This window comes from Providencia sp. PROV080, assembly GCF_033688105.1.
In the GTDB taxonomy this organism is placed as follows: Bacteria; Pseudomonadota; Gammaproteobacteria; order Enterobacterales; family Enterobacteriaceae; genus Providencia; species Providencia zhejiangensis.
This window is the reverse complement of the sequence record NZ_CP096346.1, coordinates 3,291,613-3,306,225: the sequence shown is the minus strand read 5'-3', so window position 1 is coordinate 3,306,225 and position 14,613 is coordinate 3,291,613. Positions and strand designations below refer to the sequence as shown.

The window sequence follows — 14,613 nt, the reverse complement described above, 5'->3', positions numbered from 1 at the left end:
CATCACAACGTTGGCTTATAGCAATTCGCGCCTGTGCCTGAGCCAGACGTAGAAAATGTTTATCGATTTGCATGACTTATCTCGTCAATAGAGGTAATAGAATTGCAGTCATAATGATTAATGCTGCGTAGTAATAGTTATCACCCATGTGATGCCTCACATAGTTATTTAAAGTGTTCTGGTGTTGGTGCGGTGGGTTACTGCTGACCGAGGGCTTTTGCGATTGCTAGTTAAGCCGCTTTTCCAGTTGGTAATCCGATAATTTCATTTAGCTTTTCAACTTTAAGTGCGGGCAGTTGAATCGATGCCTTTTCAACATCTTTCGGTAATAGCTCTTTAGCTTCAGGCCAGATGGTTAATAGGCGTTTTACTGTAGTTACTGAGTTTAAAGCCGCTGTCACGTTTGCTTTTACGTCTTTAACTTTATTGGTAATATTGCGTTTTTTATCTTCAAGCTCTGAGAATTTAATGCTTAATGGATGATCCGCTGCAAACAGGCACTTAGAATCACACGGGGTTAGCAGGTAAGTATTATCTCCATTTTCTTTTTTGCCGTACTTCAACCAAAGCCGCATTCCACCAAACGATGCGTAAAGGCGGGGTCTTAGAGCGTAATGAACATCAATGTCTTCATTTACTGATTGGCGAAGTTTTTCTGCAATCTCAGCAGCCTTGCTATATAAGCCATCCATTTCTTTGGCTTTACTTTCACCACCAAGCGCTTCAATGCGAACCTCTAAAGCTAACTTGTTATATTCTAGGTCTAGCTCTTTTTGTTGCTGAACAACGCCAGATTTCTCTAATGCGTTTTGCGTGATAACTTCTTTTAAGCTATTTGTTAAACGTGTCATATCTCTATCTTCTATCTATCAATCAACTCACCACAGCCCACAGAATGGACTGTAATTAGTTAACTGTGCCCGTTTATTTATCCACTTAGGGCGTCAGTGGTTTCTTTAGTCCCCACCAAAGAAATCGGTTATAATGTATTCACCCCACCAATGAAAAAGGAAAACAACATGCACGTTCTATCTGAGAGGCAAGAAATGATTATTCAAGCATTAAATAATAGAGAATTCTTAATGAAACCAATAACTCAGGATAAATTTAACGAGTTACTGAAAGAATTCGGAGAAGACCAACTAGCAAGAGAGTTGGACTACTTGCAAAAAAGAGGGTTAGTACAAGACGGTGCTGTAAGAATCGGCGTTGTCGATGATGAACCCTATTCTTTTAATATTCACAAAATGGGGTTAACCGCTGATGGTGTTGACTGCGCTAATGCCGATACTCTTGGTAACAAATTAAATGTTGTTAACATAAAAATTCACGAAAGCACCATTAAAAACTTAGAAGCAATGATCCGAGCCGTTAACCTACCTGATGAAGATAAAAAAACGCTTCTCGATATGGTAAGGGAAAAGGGCGCTGAAGCTGTTGTTAGCAGAATGGTTGATTATGCATTTGCTAATGCGAGCATTGCTACCAAGTTATTCCTTGAAGCTACCAAAACAAAACTTGGATTTCATGACTAAGCCCATACTTGGGCTCTATCTCGCCGTCACCCCGAACTCACTGCTCGGCTGTTTTGTTTTAACGCCTGAAAATATTGCTACATTAGGTAAGCAACAGTTGTCTACTGAGTCATAAACTTTAGTGCTGCGAATTGAAATTGCTTTTTCAACTCGGCTAATTGGTTTGCGTGTTAGTGATAAGGTAGGGCGTTTTGTTTCTTCTACTTGTTCGCCATGGATTGCAGCTTTTAAGCTTTCAGTTAATGCGTGCGCTTCCTGCAATGCTTTTCTGCGTTCCATTCTGCGTGATCTGGCGTTGTTGTAGCCGTGAAAGTTACACATAGTTTTCCCCTTACAGTTTGTTTTGGTGATTGGCTGTGATGCAACTATCTACAATTCTCGCTATCCTCATAGCGACAGAGCTAGCCAATCCCAAAACATACTGTCTTCGGTTTGCGCTTTTTCAGCGCTATCTGTTAAAGAGCGAACATCCTGTTTATCTATGGCTCCTTGCCTTTGATGGATAGTATATTCACAAATTGTGATTTTAATGTCAACCACAAAATGTGTTTATTTGGTTGTTTTTGAATTAACGTGATGATTTGAAATGGAAAATATTTTATTTATGGACACGATTTGTGTCAGAGATCACACTGACGGGGAATTGCGGACACAAAAAAGCCCTCTCGGGGAGGGCTGGGCTGGGGATTAGGCTAATTTTTGCTTGGCAAACTCAATTGCTGAATCTTTATCTTTAGCTTCAAAGTGAGTTATTTTATGCCTATCAAGAGTATACTTAATTTCATCAATAGCTTTTAACTCGGGAGCTTTTAATTTGATTTTGTGATCAAGAGTGAATAGCACATTATTGAATATAAGAATTTTTTCATCTACAGCTCGCTTTATTCTTGCTACCCACTTATCGCAATGTTCAAGCATTTTGCTTGGCTCAACTTGGTTGAATGCGAGTGGCTTTATAGCGCAGAGAACTTCTTTTGTGCATGTCTCTGCTACTAGAGGCATTTCAAAACTAGTAAGCTCACCACCAAATCTTATTTTTTTAAATGCGCCTTTTAGCTCGCTGTGCACTTGGAATCTATGTCTTAATTCTGCTGCTAATATATCTTCTCTGCGCTCTTTTGTATTGCCTGTTTGTTTAATGAATTTGCTATATAGTCTATCAAGTTCTTCATTTGCATTATGAGCCATTAGTACGCGAACAGGGCTATAACAGAAAATAGACTCACGCTTTTCAGTTAAATTAAAGAAGAAGTCTCTTAACCCTTCCGCAGAATTGAAGCTAGCTGCAATGTCTGAAGCTATGCTTAATTCATTTTCTATCAATGGCTTAACTACTTTGAAGATAGAGTCATCCCTAAAAAAACTCTGTATTCTAGCATCGTTTGATTTAGTCAAACTAAAATGAAGTTCGTTAGTTTTCGGAGAGCAAATAACCACACCTACATTCGCAAATTCCTCGGTTTCTGCGTATGGAGCATATCTTATAATGCTGTAAAGTAATGGTATTTTCATATTATTGTGCTCCTAAACTCTCCATCTCTTCCTCTGCCTACAATATGTAATATATTGTTAGAAATGCTATTTTTTGATAATTCATCATCAATCCATTCGGCTGGTATTTCTGATAGAGCATCATCGCATGAAGAGTTTATACATTCTATTAATTCTTTATTGGAGATTGCGTCAAGCATGTCATATTTCCAATCCCTGTTTCTTGGTGAGAATACGTGGAGTTCAAACATATCAATGTCGCAGTCTGGATCAAATGCAAGGTTATGGTCTATTAAATAATAGCTTTGTTTTTTTACGTTATAAATAATATTTACATTGCCACCAAGCTTGGTAAGCGACCTGTCGGAGTTATTTATCAATCTATCAAACAAATATATTTCTTTTTGCTTTTGTATATCAATAAGTTGATGAGCCAAGGTGAATGCAATACTTGCTGAGTCTTCGATATACTGAGAAGCGAATGCGTACCCACATGAAAGTTTACCTTTTAGGTCGGGCGGCAAGAAATCAACAATATCATTAGGAACGTATACAATAGCAAAATCAGGTATCGGTAGATTGATTTTTTTTGCTAAGACTGACGCAACATATTCATGAATTAATTCTTTTCTTGATACAGATGCGCTGCTTTTTACAACGTAAAGGTTTCCATCATCACAAGAGCATAGAATAGGCTTTGTAGAGCCAGCTTCCATTTGGCGAATAGCCTCTGTGACCTCTAATCGATTATTATTTTGCATAAATCAAAATCTCGAATTTACCCACACCCTAAAACGTGTCGTCACCCAAAGAAGCAATCCAAATCTTCATCTTCAACAACTTTAATTGCATCAGAGAAGGTCGGGATGAGGTCATTAAACAGCCTTTCCCACTCACCTTTCTGGTTCATAGCAAACAGTTTCCACCCGCCTCTAGTGCGATTAAACGTTATCTTGGCGATAGGTGACTCGATAGTACGCCCCATAATGTTACGAATTTCTTTGATGATGACGGATTGATCTTGTATTTCGTACATCAAATCGATTTCATCACGGATAAATGGAGCAGGTCGGCGCTTTTCCATGAAAAACTCCATACACCGCTTAATGTTAGCTATCTCAATGTCGTTAAATGCCATGTTGCTTCCTAAAACGTGTCGTCAGGCCACTGAGACTTAACCACTTTGCCTATAATCTGGCAGTTTCCATTAATTGGTATCATCTCGAAACGTGGGTTTAATGGCTCAAGAAAAGTTGTTCCTGAATCCCTAATTAAGCGCTTAAATGTAAACTCATCCCCATGCAGCCTAGCGATACAAAAATCACCAATATCTACAGGCTCTTCTGGGTCTATAAGAATCAGCATACCTTCAGGGAAGCTAGGGCGCCCACCTTGCGGGGCTGTCATTGAGTGGCCTTCAACTTCCAGCCAAAAGGCTCTATCGCTCGCTTTTCTGGCTGTAGGTATCCATGTGATAGCATCTTTCTCTGTGTATGAATTGCTATTTTCAGTAAACGCACCTGCTTGCACCTTGGAAAATAGAGGGTACTCATAGTTGCTAACAATTTGATTGCTCCTATCACCAAACATCAATTCCGCAGGTGAAACACCTAAAGCCTCACTGATAACTAAAGCATCATCAGCACTTATCTTTCTTTCCCCGAGTTCATAATTTCCAATTCTAGAAGCCGCGGAATATCCGCACAGCTTTGCAAGTTGTGCTTGGCTTAACCCTCTAGATTCACGAATAGACTTCAGTCTTTCGCCGATAATTTCATTTGTTTTTTTCATGCTTATCTTTTAACACAAAACGTGATGCAAGTATTTAAACGATTTGTGATTGACAGTTAATCACATATTGTGTGTAATAGAGGTGTAGACATGGAGGATACACACAATGAATAACATCGCAGAACAGCGAAAAAAATTAGGAATTTCTCAGGCTGTTTTGGCTTCATCAATCGGATGGGGTCAATCTCGTATTTCAAACTACGAGCTAGGTATTAGAACTCCTAGCCTTAATGATTGCCGAGTAATCGTTGAGGCATTACAGAAACTTGGTGCGAAATGTTCATTAGATGACGTTTTCCCACCTCAAGCTGCATAACTTAACTGCTCTTTAACATCTCTGCGCTGAAAAACGCGCACTTCAAAACTTAACTCACAGGATCGTGAGCAACGGACTAATTACGTCAAAAGGAATTTAACAAATGGACTACGCAAAAACTATAAACATCACATGTAAGCCTGAAATTCTCGAAAGTTACTTTTTTAAGAGAATGCTAGACGAAGGTAATAACTCGTTCGCTAGTGAAATGGGAATACATCCAACAGCATCAAGCCGAGAAAAGAATCGGATATTCAAACTAGCTTGTAAGGCAATAGCTCATTACGGGCTACCTGCGGAGGCTGTATCAATGCCTGAGAATTCTAGAAGCGTAGTGATTGAAGGTGACTATGCAGAACGGTTAATTCAGGCGCTGGAAAGAAAGGGAAAGGTTAAAAGAAAAGCCCCAGAGACGGCAATCAATGAGGCTCAAATCAATTTGGATATTTAACTATCAAAACAACTGTATCAACAACCAGTAATTATAACAAGGGAAATTTAGCGTTTCCCTTTTTTGATACAACAACCGAATAAGAGAATTATATCATGAAAAATAAACGAAATCATGACTTTAATTATCATGCAGTGCATAAAAACATCATGCGGGATAGGGAGCTCAGGAAAGTTACCCCACTAGGGATAAAGCGACTTAGAGAAGCTTTTGAAGATGCAAAACTAAGGAATGCTCACAGGAAAGAACTATTGGGAGGGAAAACGCATGAGTAACGTTGCATATGCTGATTTTGGTAATCAACGACGGCAAGAGAGGCCTAACGTGGCAGATCTTGATAATGGGTACACCAGGATAGCAAACGAGCTCTTAGATGCGATTATGCTTGCTGGGTTGACCAAGCACCAATTATTAATGGTTATAGCTGTGTGGAGAAAAACATACGGCTTTAATAAAAAAATGGATTGGGTTGGCAATGAACAACTTGAAAGCATGACAAAGATTGATAGCACTAAATGCTCCACCGCTAAAAATCAATTAGTTCGGATGAAAATCTTTATTCAGGAAGGTCGAAAAATTGGAATGAATAAGAATATTTCTGAATGGGAAACCGACATTGACCGAAACAGTAAAAGTTTTACCGAAACGGTAAAGAATAGCTTTACTAAAACGGTAAAAACCACTTTACCGAAACAGTCAAACACAAAAGACAATAATACAAAAGACAATAAAGACAAGATCCCCCTTACCCCCGCTGGGGAAGATATCGCTCTAGAAATTCTCGATTATTTTAATCAGCTAACCAATTCTAAATTTCAATCTACGGAACCCATCCTAAAAGCGCTTAATACCATCAAAGCTAAAGGCGAATGCTACACAGCTGATGAAATTAAACTTGTGATGGAGTGGGCTGTTAAGACTTGGACTAAAGGGAAGGACTTGAAACCTCAGAACTTGTGTCGAATGACTCGCTTCGATGGCTACCTTTCAGATGCGCTCAAGTGGAAAAACCGTGACGGTATCAATCCTGTCGATTGCCCACACGAAGAGCTGATTAAAATTTGGAATAGATACATCCCTGAGAGAGCTATTGATATCCAGGAATGGACGCCTCGCAGACCTGCTTACAAAGATTTGGAAGCTGTCTGGAATGGGAAGACTAACAAAGGGCAATGGCGTGAAGTAAAACATATGGACACCTGCTTCAAGCTGATATCTCAATCAAGTTTATTTTCTGGTTTGAGCGAAAAAGGTTGGTTAACCCTGGATTGGATCTTAACTCCTGCTAGATGGTCGCAAACCTACGAACAAGCAAAACGCGAATACTCAGAGCGTAAAAAAGGAATTTAACATGAACAGCAAGTTTTGTGATTTATACGCTGAGAAGTCAGTAATTGGCGGGATTTTAAATGCCACTGGAGAATATACAGACCTGGCATCAAGTGCCATAGAGACTTTATCCGAGGATGATTTTACTGCTGTTAGCAATAAATTAATTCTCCGGGCTTTGAAACGAATGAACCATGCAGGTGCTAAGATTGACCTGATTATGGTTAACAGTGAGCTTGAGCAATGCGGTGATAGCAAAAATAGCGGCGGTTTCCCATATCTAGCTGAATGCGCCAAAGACTTGCCTAGTATCCATATGCTGCCAGGGTATGTTGAGAAAGTTAAACAGCTATCTTTAGCTAGGAGAACAATATCAATTCTTCAAGATGGGATATCCAGGATAAATGAGTCAGGGGTAAATCATGTTCACGATATTGCTGGGAAAATTCAGGAAGAAATATCCAACGTTAGCAATAACCAGGTTACTGAGACTCAACACATCATGTCAGGTGTTGAAGAGTCGCTATCGATTATTGAGTCTATGATCAGCGGTGATATTTGGAAGTATAAAACCGAGTTCGGCTTGCCAGACATTGACCAGGCTTTCGGTGGTTTCAACAACACTGATTTTATTGTTATCGGGGGGCGCCCTGGTATGGGTAAAACAATGCTAAGCACCACGATCACAAAGTCGGTTGGCTTAGCAAAATCTAAACCTGTTTTGTTCTACAGCTTGGAAATGCCATCCTGGCAAATATCTGAACGTGTCGCATTTCATCATGCCCGGGTTGATAAGGAATCAATTCTAGGCAAAGAGAAATCTAAAATGCACATGGATGAAGCCTGGGCTAGGTTATCTAGTTCATTGGCTGAAATCAAAGACTCACCAATTTACATCAACGACAAGCCATCAATGAGTATTCATGAAATCCGAGCCGATGCCAGGAGGATGCATAAAAAAACAGGCGGGCTAGGCGTGATAATTGTTGATTACCTTCAAAAAATGAAGATGTCAAACCCTGAAAATATGAACCAGTCAGTAGGCGAGATTGCTACAGGGTTAAAAAACTTAGCTAAAGAGCTTAAATGCCCAGTGGTGGCATTGGCGCAATTAAACCGCAACCTGGAGCAGAGAACCAATAAACGCCCTGGAAATGCTGACTTGAGGGAGTCAGGAGTTATTGAACAAGAAGCAGATGTTATTTTTATGATTTATCGTGACGAGAAATATAACCCTGATACTGAACTGAAAGGAATAACAGAGGTTATCTGTACAAAATCACGGCACGCGCCAGGTGCAGAGAAAACCTATTACTTCACTAACACTCATGGTGGTTTAGATACGGCAGATTTAAGCCGGGCATTTATGGATCGCTACAGTGATGCCGACATCGAGTGCTAACACACCAAATCATAAGGACTTCTAGATGAATCTATTAACACATACCGTCACCAAGGTATTAGGTGATCCGGTTCGCCATACCTACAAAAGCGATAATGGAACAGAAAATGAATATTACCTAACGCCAGTCGAGTGTGATTGCTGGGGTGATATTTCTAACACGAAAGTGATGACAAATACTCTTGAGCAAGCCAAGGCAATTAAAGTCGGCTATGAGTGGGAATCGTGAGGATTTTTAGATGAAAGCAATATCAATTCGTCAGCCGTGGGCATGGTTGATCGTTAACGGTTACAAAGACATTGAAAATCGCAGCTGGCGCACTAAATACCGCGGTCAGGTTTTAATTCATGCGTCAAAAGGATTGACTAGAAAAGAATTTGATGAGGCATGTATGCAGGTTGTTGATGTTATAGCACCAATTGACATTCCTGATTTCGATGATCTTGAGCGAGGTGGAATAGTTGGAGTTGCAACAATTACCGATTGTGTAGAGCAAAGCGAGTCGCCATGGTTTTTCGGTGAAAAAGGCTTCGTATTATCTGACGCAAGACCGCTTAAATTTATTCCAATGAAAGGTAAGTTGAGTTTCTTTGAAACAGGGATTGAACCTGAGGAGGCATCTAATGCAGGGAACTAATTGGGTTAAGGTGAGTGATCAATGTCCAGATAACTGTGAGTTCATTTTATTTTATGCAGGAGGTAAAACTCGCGTTGGTTGGATGCTGACTTTAGGCGGTGAGTTTTACGATATCAAGAGCGGCACATGGTTTGATGAAACAGAGGTAAGTCATTGGTGCGACCTGCCACTCCCACCAATGCCAGAGGGTGAATGATGAAGATAAAACGTCTCAACTTTAATTTAGCCATTGAATTATGTAAGGAAATTCTAGCAGGAGAAACGGCTTTAAAAATTAAAGAAAAATATGGAATATCAGAAAAAACTTACAAAGGCATAAAGCGAGGCGTGTATTGGCCTGACGCAATGAGCGAGGCTAAAAAATGGAACAGGAGAGCTAACAGTGAAAATTAAATGTGTAGGGTGTGGTCATATCCATCTCAAAGGTGAAAGACTGCATCCGCCTGAATTCAAAAACTCAATGTGCCCTAAGTGTTGGTGTCAGGGTTTTATCATATTGGAGAGCTAACAGTGAGTGATCCAATAACATTGATGTACAAAATCAGCATGAACCTGTTTTGCGGATTAGGCTTTGCAATGGCATTTATCATGCTGAAGGTATTTGATGGGGATAATAACTGGTTCGTTATTACGATGAAGGTTATATCAGCAACAGCGATAATCTTCTGGTTAATATCTATGGCGTACATTTGTTTTTTCTTATTCAACAACGTATTTCTGGAAAAATGAACAGGAGGCTAACTTGGAGAAAGCCACAAAGTTTCTTCTAAGAAATAAACGAATACGTGAAAACCTAATAGCCACAATAAATGCTCTACCCCTCAACGAAGAATTCCCCCTAGAAGTAAAAATCTCAGAATCCAGCCGAACACTACCGCAGAATGACATGTTTCATGCGCTATGTGGTGATGTGTCAAAGCAAATGACACTCAACAATGAGCCACTGAAATTATGGCAGTGGAAGAACGTCTTTGTGTCTGGTCACTGGATGGTTACTACGGGAGCAAAAGAATCACCACTAATTCGTGGCATTGAAGGCGAGCTATTAAACATTCGCGAGAGCACGTCTCAGATGGGCAAGAAGCGCATGAGTAGCTTAATTGAATACTCGACAGCTTGGGCGGTAGAAAGCGGCGTGAAGCTGCGTACAACTCGTTATGAATACAACTACTATGGTCAAACTTATTAAAAGTATTGCCTATTTATCGATAATAAAGTAAGGATAATAGCAATGTATACATTATCAATGGATAGTGCCATGAATAGAGATTATAAACAGTACCAAGAAGATATTACTGATGATATTAAAACGTGTATAGAAACGCTGGAATGTCAGCCAATATTGTTTGTAGGGTCTGGATTTAGTCGTAGATATGCTGATGGGTTAGATTGGCCTAGTCTAATCAAAAAGTTAATATCAGAATGCCCTGAAGTTGATAAGCAATTTGCATTCTATAAACAAAGGAATGAGTCCTTAATTGATATTGGTAGTATTTTGAGTGATAAATACGCGAGTTGGGCATGGGGGGATGGTAATGTACATTTCCCGAAGCAATTGTTTGACGAGAGCTACAAAGCCAGTATTTATGTTAAATATATTATCTCTCAATATTGTAAGGAGTTAAAAATAATTAAGTCCGAACAATGCGCAAGAGAGATCGAGTCGCTACAAGAAATCTGCCCGCATTCAATAATTACTACAAATTACGACAATGTGATAAATGAAATTTTCCCTGAATATCAAGATATAATTGGTCAAGAGGTATTAAAAACCAGTTACGATAGTATTGGTGAAATATTTAAAATACATGGATCTTGCGAAAAACCAAGTTCTTTGGTGTTTGACAGGGAAGATTATGACGATTTCTCTAAAAAGAAAAAATACTTAAGTGCAAAACTACTTACATTTTTTGCTGAACACCCATTGTTATTCATAGGCTACAGTGCTGAGGATGACAACATTAAAAGTATAATCTCTGATATAGATGAAATTATATCTGATAATGAAACAATAATTCCTAACATATACATGCTCAAGCGAGATGAGCAAATAACAGATAAATCATACCCATTAACTGAAATAAACATAACAACGGAAAACAACAAAAACGTAAGAATTAAATATATAGTGGCAAATGATTTTACATGGGTCTACAAGGCATTCGCAGCTCAACCATCAATGAAGAATGTTAGCCCTAAAGTGTTAAGGGCGCTTTTAGCGCGTAATTACAAGCTAGTAAATAGTGATATACCAAAGCATATAGCCCAACTTGATTATTCGAGGCTGACCTCTCTTGCGTGTGAAAATGGGGAATTAGAAAAATTATACGGCATTACAGACGGTGATTCATATGACGCTTTCTCAGCAAACTATTGTTATGTCATTAGTGATTTGGCATCCCAGATGGGTTATAGCAGCTGGAATTATGTCCAACAATTACTACAAAAAATAAAAGAAGTTTCAGGTATTGATATTAAAGCTACAAACAACCAATACCATCAACTTGTAACGACAGGTAAAAAAGGAACGGTGCATAAGTACTCGCGAGAGGCTTTGCAGCTCTTGACGAAGGCAAAGAACAATGAGCCGTTTGACGTTGAAGTATAGATAAATCCCTCTATAAATTAGATTTAGATAAAAAGCCCACTTAATAGTGGGTTTTTTGTTTTAAAAATTAAATACATGAAACTCAAGGAGCAACAAGAGCAATGACAGACAACGTAAATAACCCACCACACTATGCATCAGGTGACATTGAGTGCATTGATGCCATTAAAGCCAGTATGACCAGAGAGGCGTTTCTAGGCTATCTCAAAGGCAATATTCAAAAGTATGTCTGGCGATACGAAAAGAAAATTAACCCAGTCGAAGATTTAAAAAAAGGCTCGCTGGTATATGAGTCGACTCGTTGAAGAAGTGGAGGTTGGAAGCAATGGCGAAGAGAAATAACGCACTAGAGAGCATGAAAAAGTGGGTGGAAGTCATTCCTCAATGTTTGCAGCCACAAGGTAAGCAAATTGACAACGAAGAACCCAAAGAGAAGCCAGCAGCCCAGAAGCGGAGGGCGAGAAAGTGAGCGAAGAAAGAAACGGAATTTACCTAAGAATCGATGGTGATCAATATCGGCATATTTGGGTGGTAGGTGACATTCATGGGTGTTTTGATTTACTAAATGATAAGTTGCAACAGATTGAATTTGATAAAGAAAAAGATTTATTGATTTCAGTTGGTGACTTAATAGATAGGGGGGATCGAAACGTAGAATGCCTAGACCTGATTAATGAAAAATGGTTCAGGGCTGTGCGTGGCAATCATGAGCAAATGGCTATCGATGCTTTGTTTAATGGAGCGCCCTCACATAACTGGCTCTATAACGGCGGTGATTGGTTTTTCATGCAGGACTACGATAACGAAGTTTTGTCTCGATCCTGTCTAGCGAAAGCGAAGCAACTACCACTCATTATCGAAGTCAATGCAAACGATAAAAAGACAGTCATTGCACACGCTGATTACCCATCCGATGAATACGAGTTCGGCAAGCCAGTAGATGAGCAGTATGTGATTTGGAGCCGTGAGCGTATAGGTGACGAGAATGTGCGTGAGATTAAAGGCGCTGACCTATTTCTATTTGGTCACACACCAATGATTAAAGGTGCTGTAAAACGAGCTAACCAAGAGTATATCGACACTGGCGCAGTGTTCGGCTACGGGCTGACTATGAGGCAGATAAAATGATTAGAACCCGACACGTCATTCTATTCTTTTCGATTGTTACTTTGGTTATAGGTCTTGTGGGGGTGTAGATGGCACTAAAACGCGATAAATACGATATTGTATTTTCGCAGTTAGTCAGGGAGCGAACAGATTACGAATGCGACTACTGCGGAAGACATTTTAGACACGAACCATCAAAACTTCACTGTTCCCACTTCAAATCACGACGACATAAAGCAACCCGATACCATCCTCTCAATGCCTTCTCACACTGCGCTGGCTGTCACAGAAAACTAAGCGAAGACCCACACGAATTCAATGCTCATGCTGTTATCACTTACAGCGAGATGACCATTGATAGCGTGGCTCGTTTAGCAGGAACGGCGGTGAAGTTAAAACCGTGGCAGATGGATGAATTATACCAGCACATGAAAGGTGAGCTTAAACGGCTTCAGGAGCTACGTAGTGAGGGCGTAACAGGTCGGATTGAGTTCACGTTACCAGATTGGTATCAGCATGGAATAACTTATCAGATGGGGGATTTATGACTTTCGATGCATGGTTTGCCGCGATGACTTGGGGGATATTTTTTGTTGTATGGATTCCTTATAACTACGTTAAGTATAGGCGAAACACAAGAATAGCAAAGATTAAAAGAAGGGCTCATTTGTTTTCTTGTAAATACCGAATGCTTAAGGAGCTGAAAGATGTTCACTGACATAGAAGCAGCAATTGAAGAATGCAGATTTAGATCAGCAACCGAAATCCCAAAAGGTAAAAAGAAGCGTTACCTGTGCGTTGTTCAATTGAGAAGCGGGGCAATGAAGGTGATTGAGTGTCAGGATGCAATCAGACAGGGGCTTTCTGTCATGTATTCAATTGGTAAAGACCGCTATCACACAGTATTGCCGGAGGTAAGATGAGACTCGAAGATTTACCAAAATATTTCTCACCTAAGAGTCCAATGTTTAGTGACTCTCCAGCCGCTACAGCTTCAGATAACCTAACAATCACCGATGTAATGGCCTCGCTTGGTTTGGCGACCTCTAAAGCGAGAATGGGGATTGAATTGTTTTTGGCGAAACACGGTATCAATAAGCCAGATGAAGCGGTGGAAAGTCTCTATCAATATGCACTAACTCAGGCGCATAAATACAGCGCTATCCAAAAGCTTGATGAAGATGATAGGGCATCAGTTCTGCAAATACTCGCAAATTATGCATTTCAGGATTATGCGAGAAGTGCAGCAAGTAAAAAGCCTTGTCCTGATTGTGATGGAGGGTTTATTGAGGTTGAGGTATTCGATACTAAATATTCTACAAGGGCAAAGGTATTTGTATCTTCAGGTGAGCTAACACCACTTCGGATCACTAACACTGCTAGAGAGGTTAGAGGCACTACTAGAATAATCTGCAAGACATGCAATGGCAAAGGCGAGGTTAGTCATTCGTGCAGATGCAATGGGCGTGGCGAGGTGTTGGATAAAAAGGAAACCGAGAAACAAGGTGTTCCAGTTTATAAAACATGTTGCAAGTGCTCAGGGCGTGGATATTCAAGGCTTAAATTTAATGAGGTATTCATTAAGCTGCAAACGGTCATAGGTATCCCGAAAACCACATGCTATGACAACTTCAAGCCAATATTTGAGTTCTTGGTGGAATACTGCTTCAAAGAGGAGACTCACGCTGAAAAAATGTTACATATGGTAACAAAAAGAGAATCTATTTCTATAAATTAGAATGTAAATAGAAAGTAACTATTGACTTTTCGGATTTATGGACTATCATCATTCTAATGATGGGAATTTTGCATTTCATTATCCCAAGCAAAAGAAAATAGAGCCTCGCTTCGGCGGGGTTTTTTGTTACCGAAACAGTGCCCCTCATAACCTCTACGTAGAACGGAGAAATCTGGTTTGCGATACGTTTGGGGCTTTCGATGTACC

Annotated in this window: 24 protein-coding genes; 17 read left to right on the top strand and 7 right to left on the bottom strand. The window is 39.8% G+C overall.

The genetic code is table 11. The features are described from left to right. Nucleotides 1-230 precede the first annotated feature (230 nt). Entirely contained in the window at nt 231-851 is a 621-nt protein-coding gene (locus tag M1F03_RS14805; protein ID WP_251464612.1) for an Nmad5 family putative nucleotide modification protein, read from the bottom strand. A 168-nt stretch (nt 852-1,019) separates the two neighbouring features. Here M1F03_RS14805 and M1F03_RS14800 point away from each other — a divergent pair, with 168 nt between their 5' ends. Beyond that, nucleotides 1,020-1,535: a hypothetical protein gene (locus M1F03_RS14800; RefSeq protein ID WP_272661137.1), complete on the top strand. Its 516-nt coding sequence runs from the start codon at nt 1,020-1,022 to the stop codon at nt 1,533-1,535. A gap of 15 nt (nt 1,536-1,550) precedes the next feature. Here M1F03_RS14800 and M1F03_RS14795 read toward each other — a convergent pair whose 3' ends face one another. The 6 genes from M1F03_RS14795 to M1F03_RS14770 form a co-directional block, all read right to left on the bottom strand. Further along, nucleotides 1,551-1,856 (bottom strand): hypothetical protein, encoded by a 306-nt coding sequence (locus tag M1F03_RS14795; RefSeq protein WP_269723685.1) that lies wholly within the window; start codon nt 1,854-1,856, stop codon nt 1,551-1,553. A 66-nt stretch (nt 1,857-1,922) separates the two neighbouring features. Beyond that, a complete protein-coding gene (locus tag M1F03_RS14790) occupies nt 1,923-2,075 on the bottom strand; it encodes a hypothetical protein (RefSeq protein WP_318839984.1) in 153 nt (50 codons plus the stop codon). A gap of 147 nt (nt 2,076-2,222) precedes the next feature. After that, a complete protein-coding gene (locus M1F03_RS14785) occupies nt 2,223-3,047 on the bottom strand; it encodes a DUF3037 domain-containing protein (protein ID WP_094963046.1) in 825 nt (274 codons plus the stop codon). Then, nucleotides 3,044-3,787, bottom strand: a complete 744-nt coding sequence (locus M1F03_RS14780; protein ID WP_094963045.1) for a HipA family kinase — start codon at nt 3,785-3,787, stop codon at nt 3,044-3,046. The genes M1F03_RS14785 and M1F03_RS14780 overlap by 4 nt, the downstream gene beginning before the upstream one ends. Before the next feature lie 41 nt (nt 3,788-3,828). Next, nucleotides 3,829-4,110 carry a DUF3024 domain-containing protein gene (locus tag M1F03_RS14775; protein ID WP_318839983.1) on the bottom strand — a complete coding sequence of 94 codons (282 nt, stop codon included), beginning with the start codon at nt 4,108-4,110 and terminating at the stop codon, nt 3,829-3,831. A 62-nt stretch (nt 4,111-4,172) separates the two neighbouring features. Continuing rightward, nucleotides 4,173-4,817, bottom strand: coding sequence for a LexA family protein (locus M1F03_RS14770; protein WP_318839982.1), 645 nt, complete (start codon nt 4,815-4,817; stop codon nt 4,173-4,175). A gap of 106 nt (nt 4,818-4,923) precedes the next feature. On the opposite strand from M1F03_RS14770, the gene M1F03_RS14765 reads away from it, so the two are divergent. The 16 genes from M1F03_RS14765 to M1F03_RS14690 all read left to right on the top strand — a co-directional run bounded on the left by M1F03_RS14765 (nt 4,924) and on the right by M1F03_RS14690 (nt 14,406). Beyond that, nucleotides 4,924-5,133: a helix-turn-helix transcriptional regulator gene (locus M1F03_RS14765; protein WP_272667610.1), complete on the top strand. Its 210-nt coding sequence runs from the start codon at nt 4,924-4,926 to the stop codon at nt 5,131-5,133. Nucleotides 5,134-5,236: 103 nt separating this feature from the next. Further along, nucleotides 5,237-5,584, top strand: coding sequence for a hypothetical protein (locus M1F03_RS14760; protein WP_318839981.1), 348 nt, complete (start codon nt 5,237-5,239; stop codon nt 5,582-5,584). A 95-nt stretch (nt 5,585-5,679) separates the two neighbouring features. Next, entirely contained in the window at nt 5,680-5,859 is a 180-nt protein-coding gene (locus M1F03_RS14755; RefSeq protein ID WP_141173751.1) for a hypothetical protein, read from the top strand. Beyond that, nucleotides 5,852-6,934 (top strand): replication protein, encoded by a 1,083-nt coding sequence (locus tag M1F03_RS14750; RefSeq protein WP_318839980.1) that lies wholly within the window; start codon nt 5,852-5,854, stop codon nt 6,932-6,934. The genes M1F03_RS14755 and M1F03_RS14750 overlap by 8 nt, the downstream gene beginning before the upstream one ends. Nucleotide 6,935: 1 nt before the next feature. Beyond that, complete coding sequence (locus tag M1F03_RS14745) at nt 6,936-8,315, top strand: replicative DNA helicase (RefSeq protein WP_318839979.1); 1,380 nt, start codon at nt 6,936-6,938, stop codon at nt 8,313-8,315. A 25-nt stretch (nt 8,316-8,340) separates the two neighbouring features. Further along, complete coding sequence (locus M1F03_RS14740; protein ID WP_318839978.1) at nt 8,341-8,544, top strand: hypothetical protein; 204 nt, start codon at nt 8,341-8,343, stop codon at nt 8,542-8,544. A gap of 10 nt (nt 8,545-8,554) precedes the next feature. Next, entirely contained in the window at nt 8,555-8,953 is a 399-nt protein-coding gene (locus M1F03_RS14735; protein ID WP_318839977.1) for an ASCH domain-containing protein, read from the top strand. After that, on the top strand, nt 8,940-9,149 hold the full coding sequence (locus M1F03_RS14730) for a DUF551 domain-containing protein (protein WP_318839976.1): 210 nt from the start codon (nt 8,940-8,942) through the stop codon (nt 9,147-9,149). The genes M1F03_RS14735 and M1F03_RS14730 overlap by 14 nt, the downstream gene beginning before the upstream one ends. After that, nucleotides 9,149-9,346, top strand: coding sequence for a hypothetical protein (locus M1F03_RS14725; protein ID WP_318839975.1), 198 nt, complete (start codon nt 9,149-9,151; stop codon nt 9,344-9,346). Before M1F03_RS14730 ends, M1F03_RS14725 begins: the two co-directional genes overlap by 1 nt. Before the next feature lie 349 nt (nt 9,347-9,695). Continuing rightward, complete coding sequence (locus tag M1F03_RS14720; RefSeq protein WP_163754083.1) at nt 9,696-10,142, top strand: recombination protein NinB; 447 nt, start codon at nt 9,696-9,698, stop codon at nt 10,140-10,142. 42 nt (nt 10,143-10,184) lie between these two features. Next, entirely contained in the window at nt 10,185-11,561 is a 1,377-nt protein-coding gene (locus M1F03_RS14715; protein ID WP_239505101.1) for an SIR2 family protein, read from the top strand. Between the two features lie 101 nt (nt 11,562-11,662). Continuing rightward, a complete protein-coding gene (locus tag M1F03_RS14710; RefSeq protein WP_318839974.1) occupies nt 11,663-11,866 on the top strand; it encodes a DUF3310 domain-containing protein in 204 nt (67 codons plus the stop codon). A 160-nt stretch (nt 11,867-12,026) separates the two neighbouring features. Continuing rightward, nucleotides 12,027-12,689, top strand: coding sequence for a metallophosphoesterase (locus M1F03_RS14705; RefSeq protein ID WP_318839973.1), 663 nt, complete (start codon nt 12,027-12,029; stop codon nt 12,687-12,689). A 326-nt stretch (nt 12,690-13,015) separates the two neighbouring features. After that, nucleotides 13,016-13,216, top strand: a complete 201-nt coding sequence (locus M1F03_RS14700) for a hypothetical protein (RefSeq protein WP_230494594.1) — start codon at nt 13,016-13,018, stop codon at nt 13,214-13,216. A 159-nt stretch (nt 13,217-13,375) separates the two neighbouring features. Beyond that, entirely contained in the window at nt 13,376-13,591 is a 216-nt protein-coding gene (locus M1F03_RS14695) for a hypothetical protein (RefSeq protein ID WP_251464601.1), read from the top strand. Further along, complete coding sequence (locus M1F03_RS14690; protein ID WP_115113588.1) at nt 13,588-14,406, top strand: antitermination protein; 819 nt, start codon at nt 13,588-13,590, stop codon at nt 14,404-14,406. Before M1F03_RS14695 ends, M1F03_RS14690 begins: the two co-directional genes overlap by 4 nt. Nucleotides 14,407-14,613: the final 207 nt, after the last annotated feature.

Bases quoted from the DNA above. Each gene is read 5' to 3' on its own strand.
- M1F03_RS14805 (WP_251464612.1), bottom strand. From the start codon at position 851: ATGACACGTTTAACAAATAGCTTAAAAGAAGTTATCACGCAAAACGCA.
- M1F03_RS14800 (WP_272661137.1), top strand. From the start codon at position 1,020: ATGCACGTTCTATCTGAGAGGCAAGAAATGATTATTCAAGCATTAAAT.
- M1F03_RS14795 (WP_269723685.1), bottom strand. From the start codon at position 1,856: ATGTGTAACTTTCACGGCTACAACAACGCCAGATCACGCAGAATGGAA.
- M1F03_RS14785 (WP_094963046.1), bottom strand. From the start codon at position 3,047: ATGAAAATACCATTACTTTACAGCATTATAAGATATGCTCCATACGCA.
- M1F03_RS14780 (WP_094963045.1), bottom strand. From the start codon at position 3,787: ATGCAAAATAATAATCGATTAGAGGTCACAGAGGCTATTCGCCAAATG.
- M1F03_RS14775 (WP_318839983.1), bottom strand. From the start codon at position 4,110: ATGGAAAAGCGCCGACCTGCTCCATTTATCCGTGATGAAATCGATTTG.
- M1F03_RS14770 (WP_318839982.1), bottom strand. From the start codon at position 4,817: ATGAAAAAAACAAATGAAATTATCGGCGAAAGACTGAAGTCTATTCGT.
- M1F03_RS14765 (WP_272667610.1), top strand. From the start codon at position 4,924: ATGAATAACATCGCAGAACAGCGAAAAAAATTAGGAATTTCTCAGGCT.
- M1F03_RS14760 (WP_318839981.1), top strand. From the start codon at position 5,237: ATGGACTACGCAAAAACTATAAACATCACATGTAAGCCTGAAATTCTC.
- M1F03_RS14755 (WP_141173751.1), top strand. From the start codon at position 5,680: ATGAAAAATAAACGAAATCATGACTTTAATTATCATGCAGTGCATAAA.
- M1F03_RS14750 (WP_318839980.1), top strand. From the start codon at position 5,852: ATGAGTAACGTTGCATATGCTGATTTTGGTAATCAACGACGGCAAGAG.
- M1F03_RS14745 (WP_318839979.1), top strand. From the start codon at position 6,936: ATGAACAGCAAGTTTTGTGATTTATACGCTGAGAAGTCAGTAATTGGC.
- M1F03_RS14740 (WP_318839978.1), top strand. From the start codon at position 8,341: ATGAATCTATTAACACATACCGTCACCAAGGTATTAGGTGATCCGGTT.
- M1F03_RS14735 (WP_318839977.1), top strand. From the start codon at position 8,555: ATGAAAGCAATATCAATTCGTCAGCCGTGGGCATGGTTGATCGTTAAC.
- M1F03_RS14730 (WP_318839976.1), top strand. From the start codon at position 8,940: ATGCAGGGAACTAATTGGGTTAAGGTGAGTGATCAATGTCCAGATAAC.
- M1F03_RS14725 (WP_318839975.1), top strand. From the start codon at position 9,149: ATGAAGATAAAACGTCTCAACTTTAATTTAGCCATTGAATTATGTAAG.
- M1F03_RS14715 (WP_239505101.1), top strand. From the start codon at position 10,185: ATGTATACATTATCAATGGATAGTGCCATGAATAGAGATTATAAACAG.
- M1F03_RS14710 (WP_318839974.1), top strand. From the start codon at position 11,663: ATGACAGACAACGTAAATAACCCACCACACTATGCATCAGGTGACATT.
- M1F03_RS14700 (WP_230494594.1), top strand. From the start codon at position 13,016: ATGACCATTGATAGCGTGGCTCGTTTAGCAGGAACGGCGGTGAAGTTA.
- M1F03_RS14695 (WP_251464601.1), top strand. From the start codon at position 13,376: ATGTTCACTGACATAGAAGCAGCAATTGAAGAATGCAGATTTAGATCA.
- M1F03_RS14690 (WP_115113588.1), top strand. From the start codon at position 13,588: ATGAGACTCGAAGATTTACCAAAATATTTCTCACCTAAGAGTCCAATG.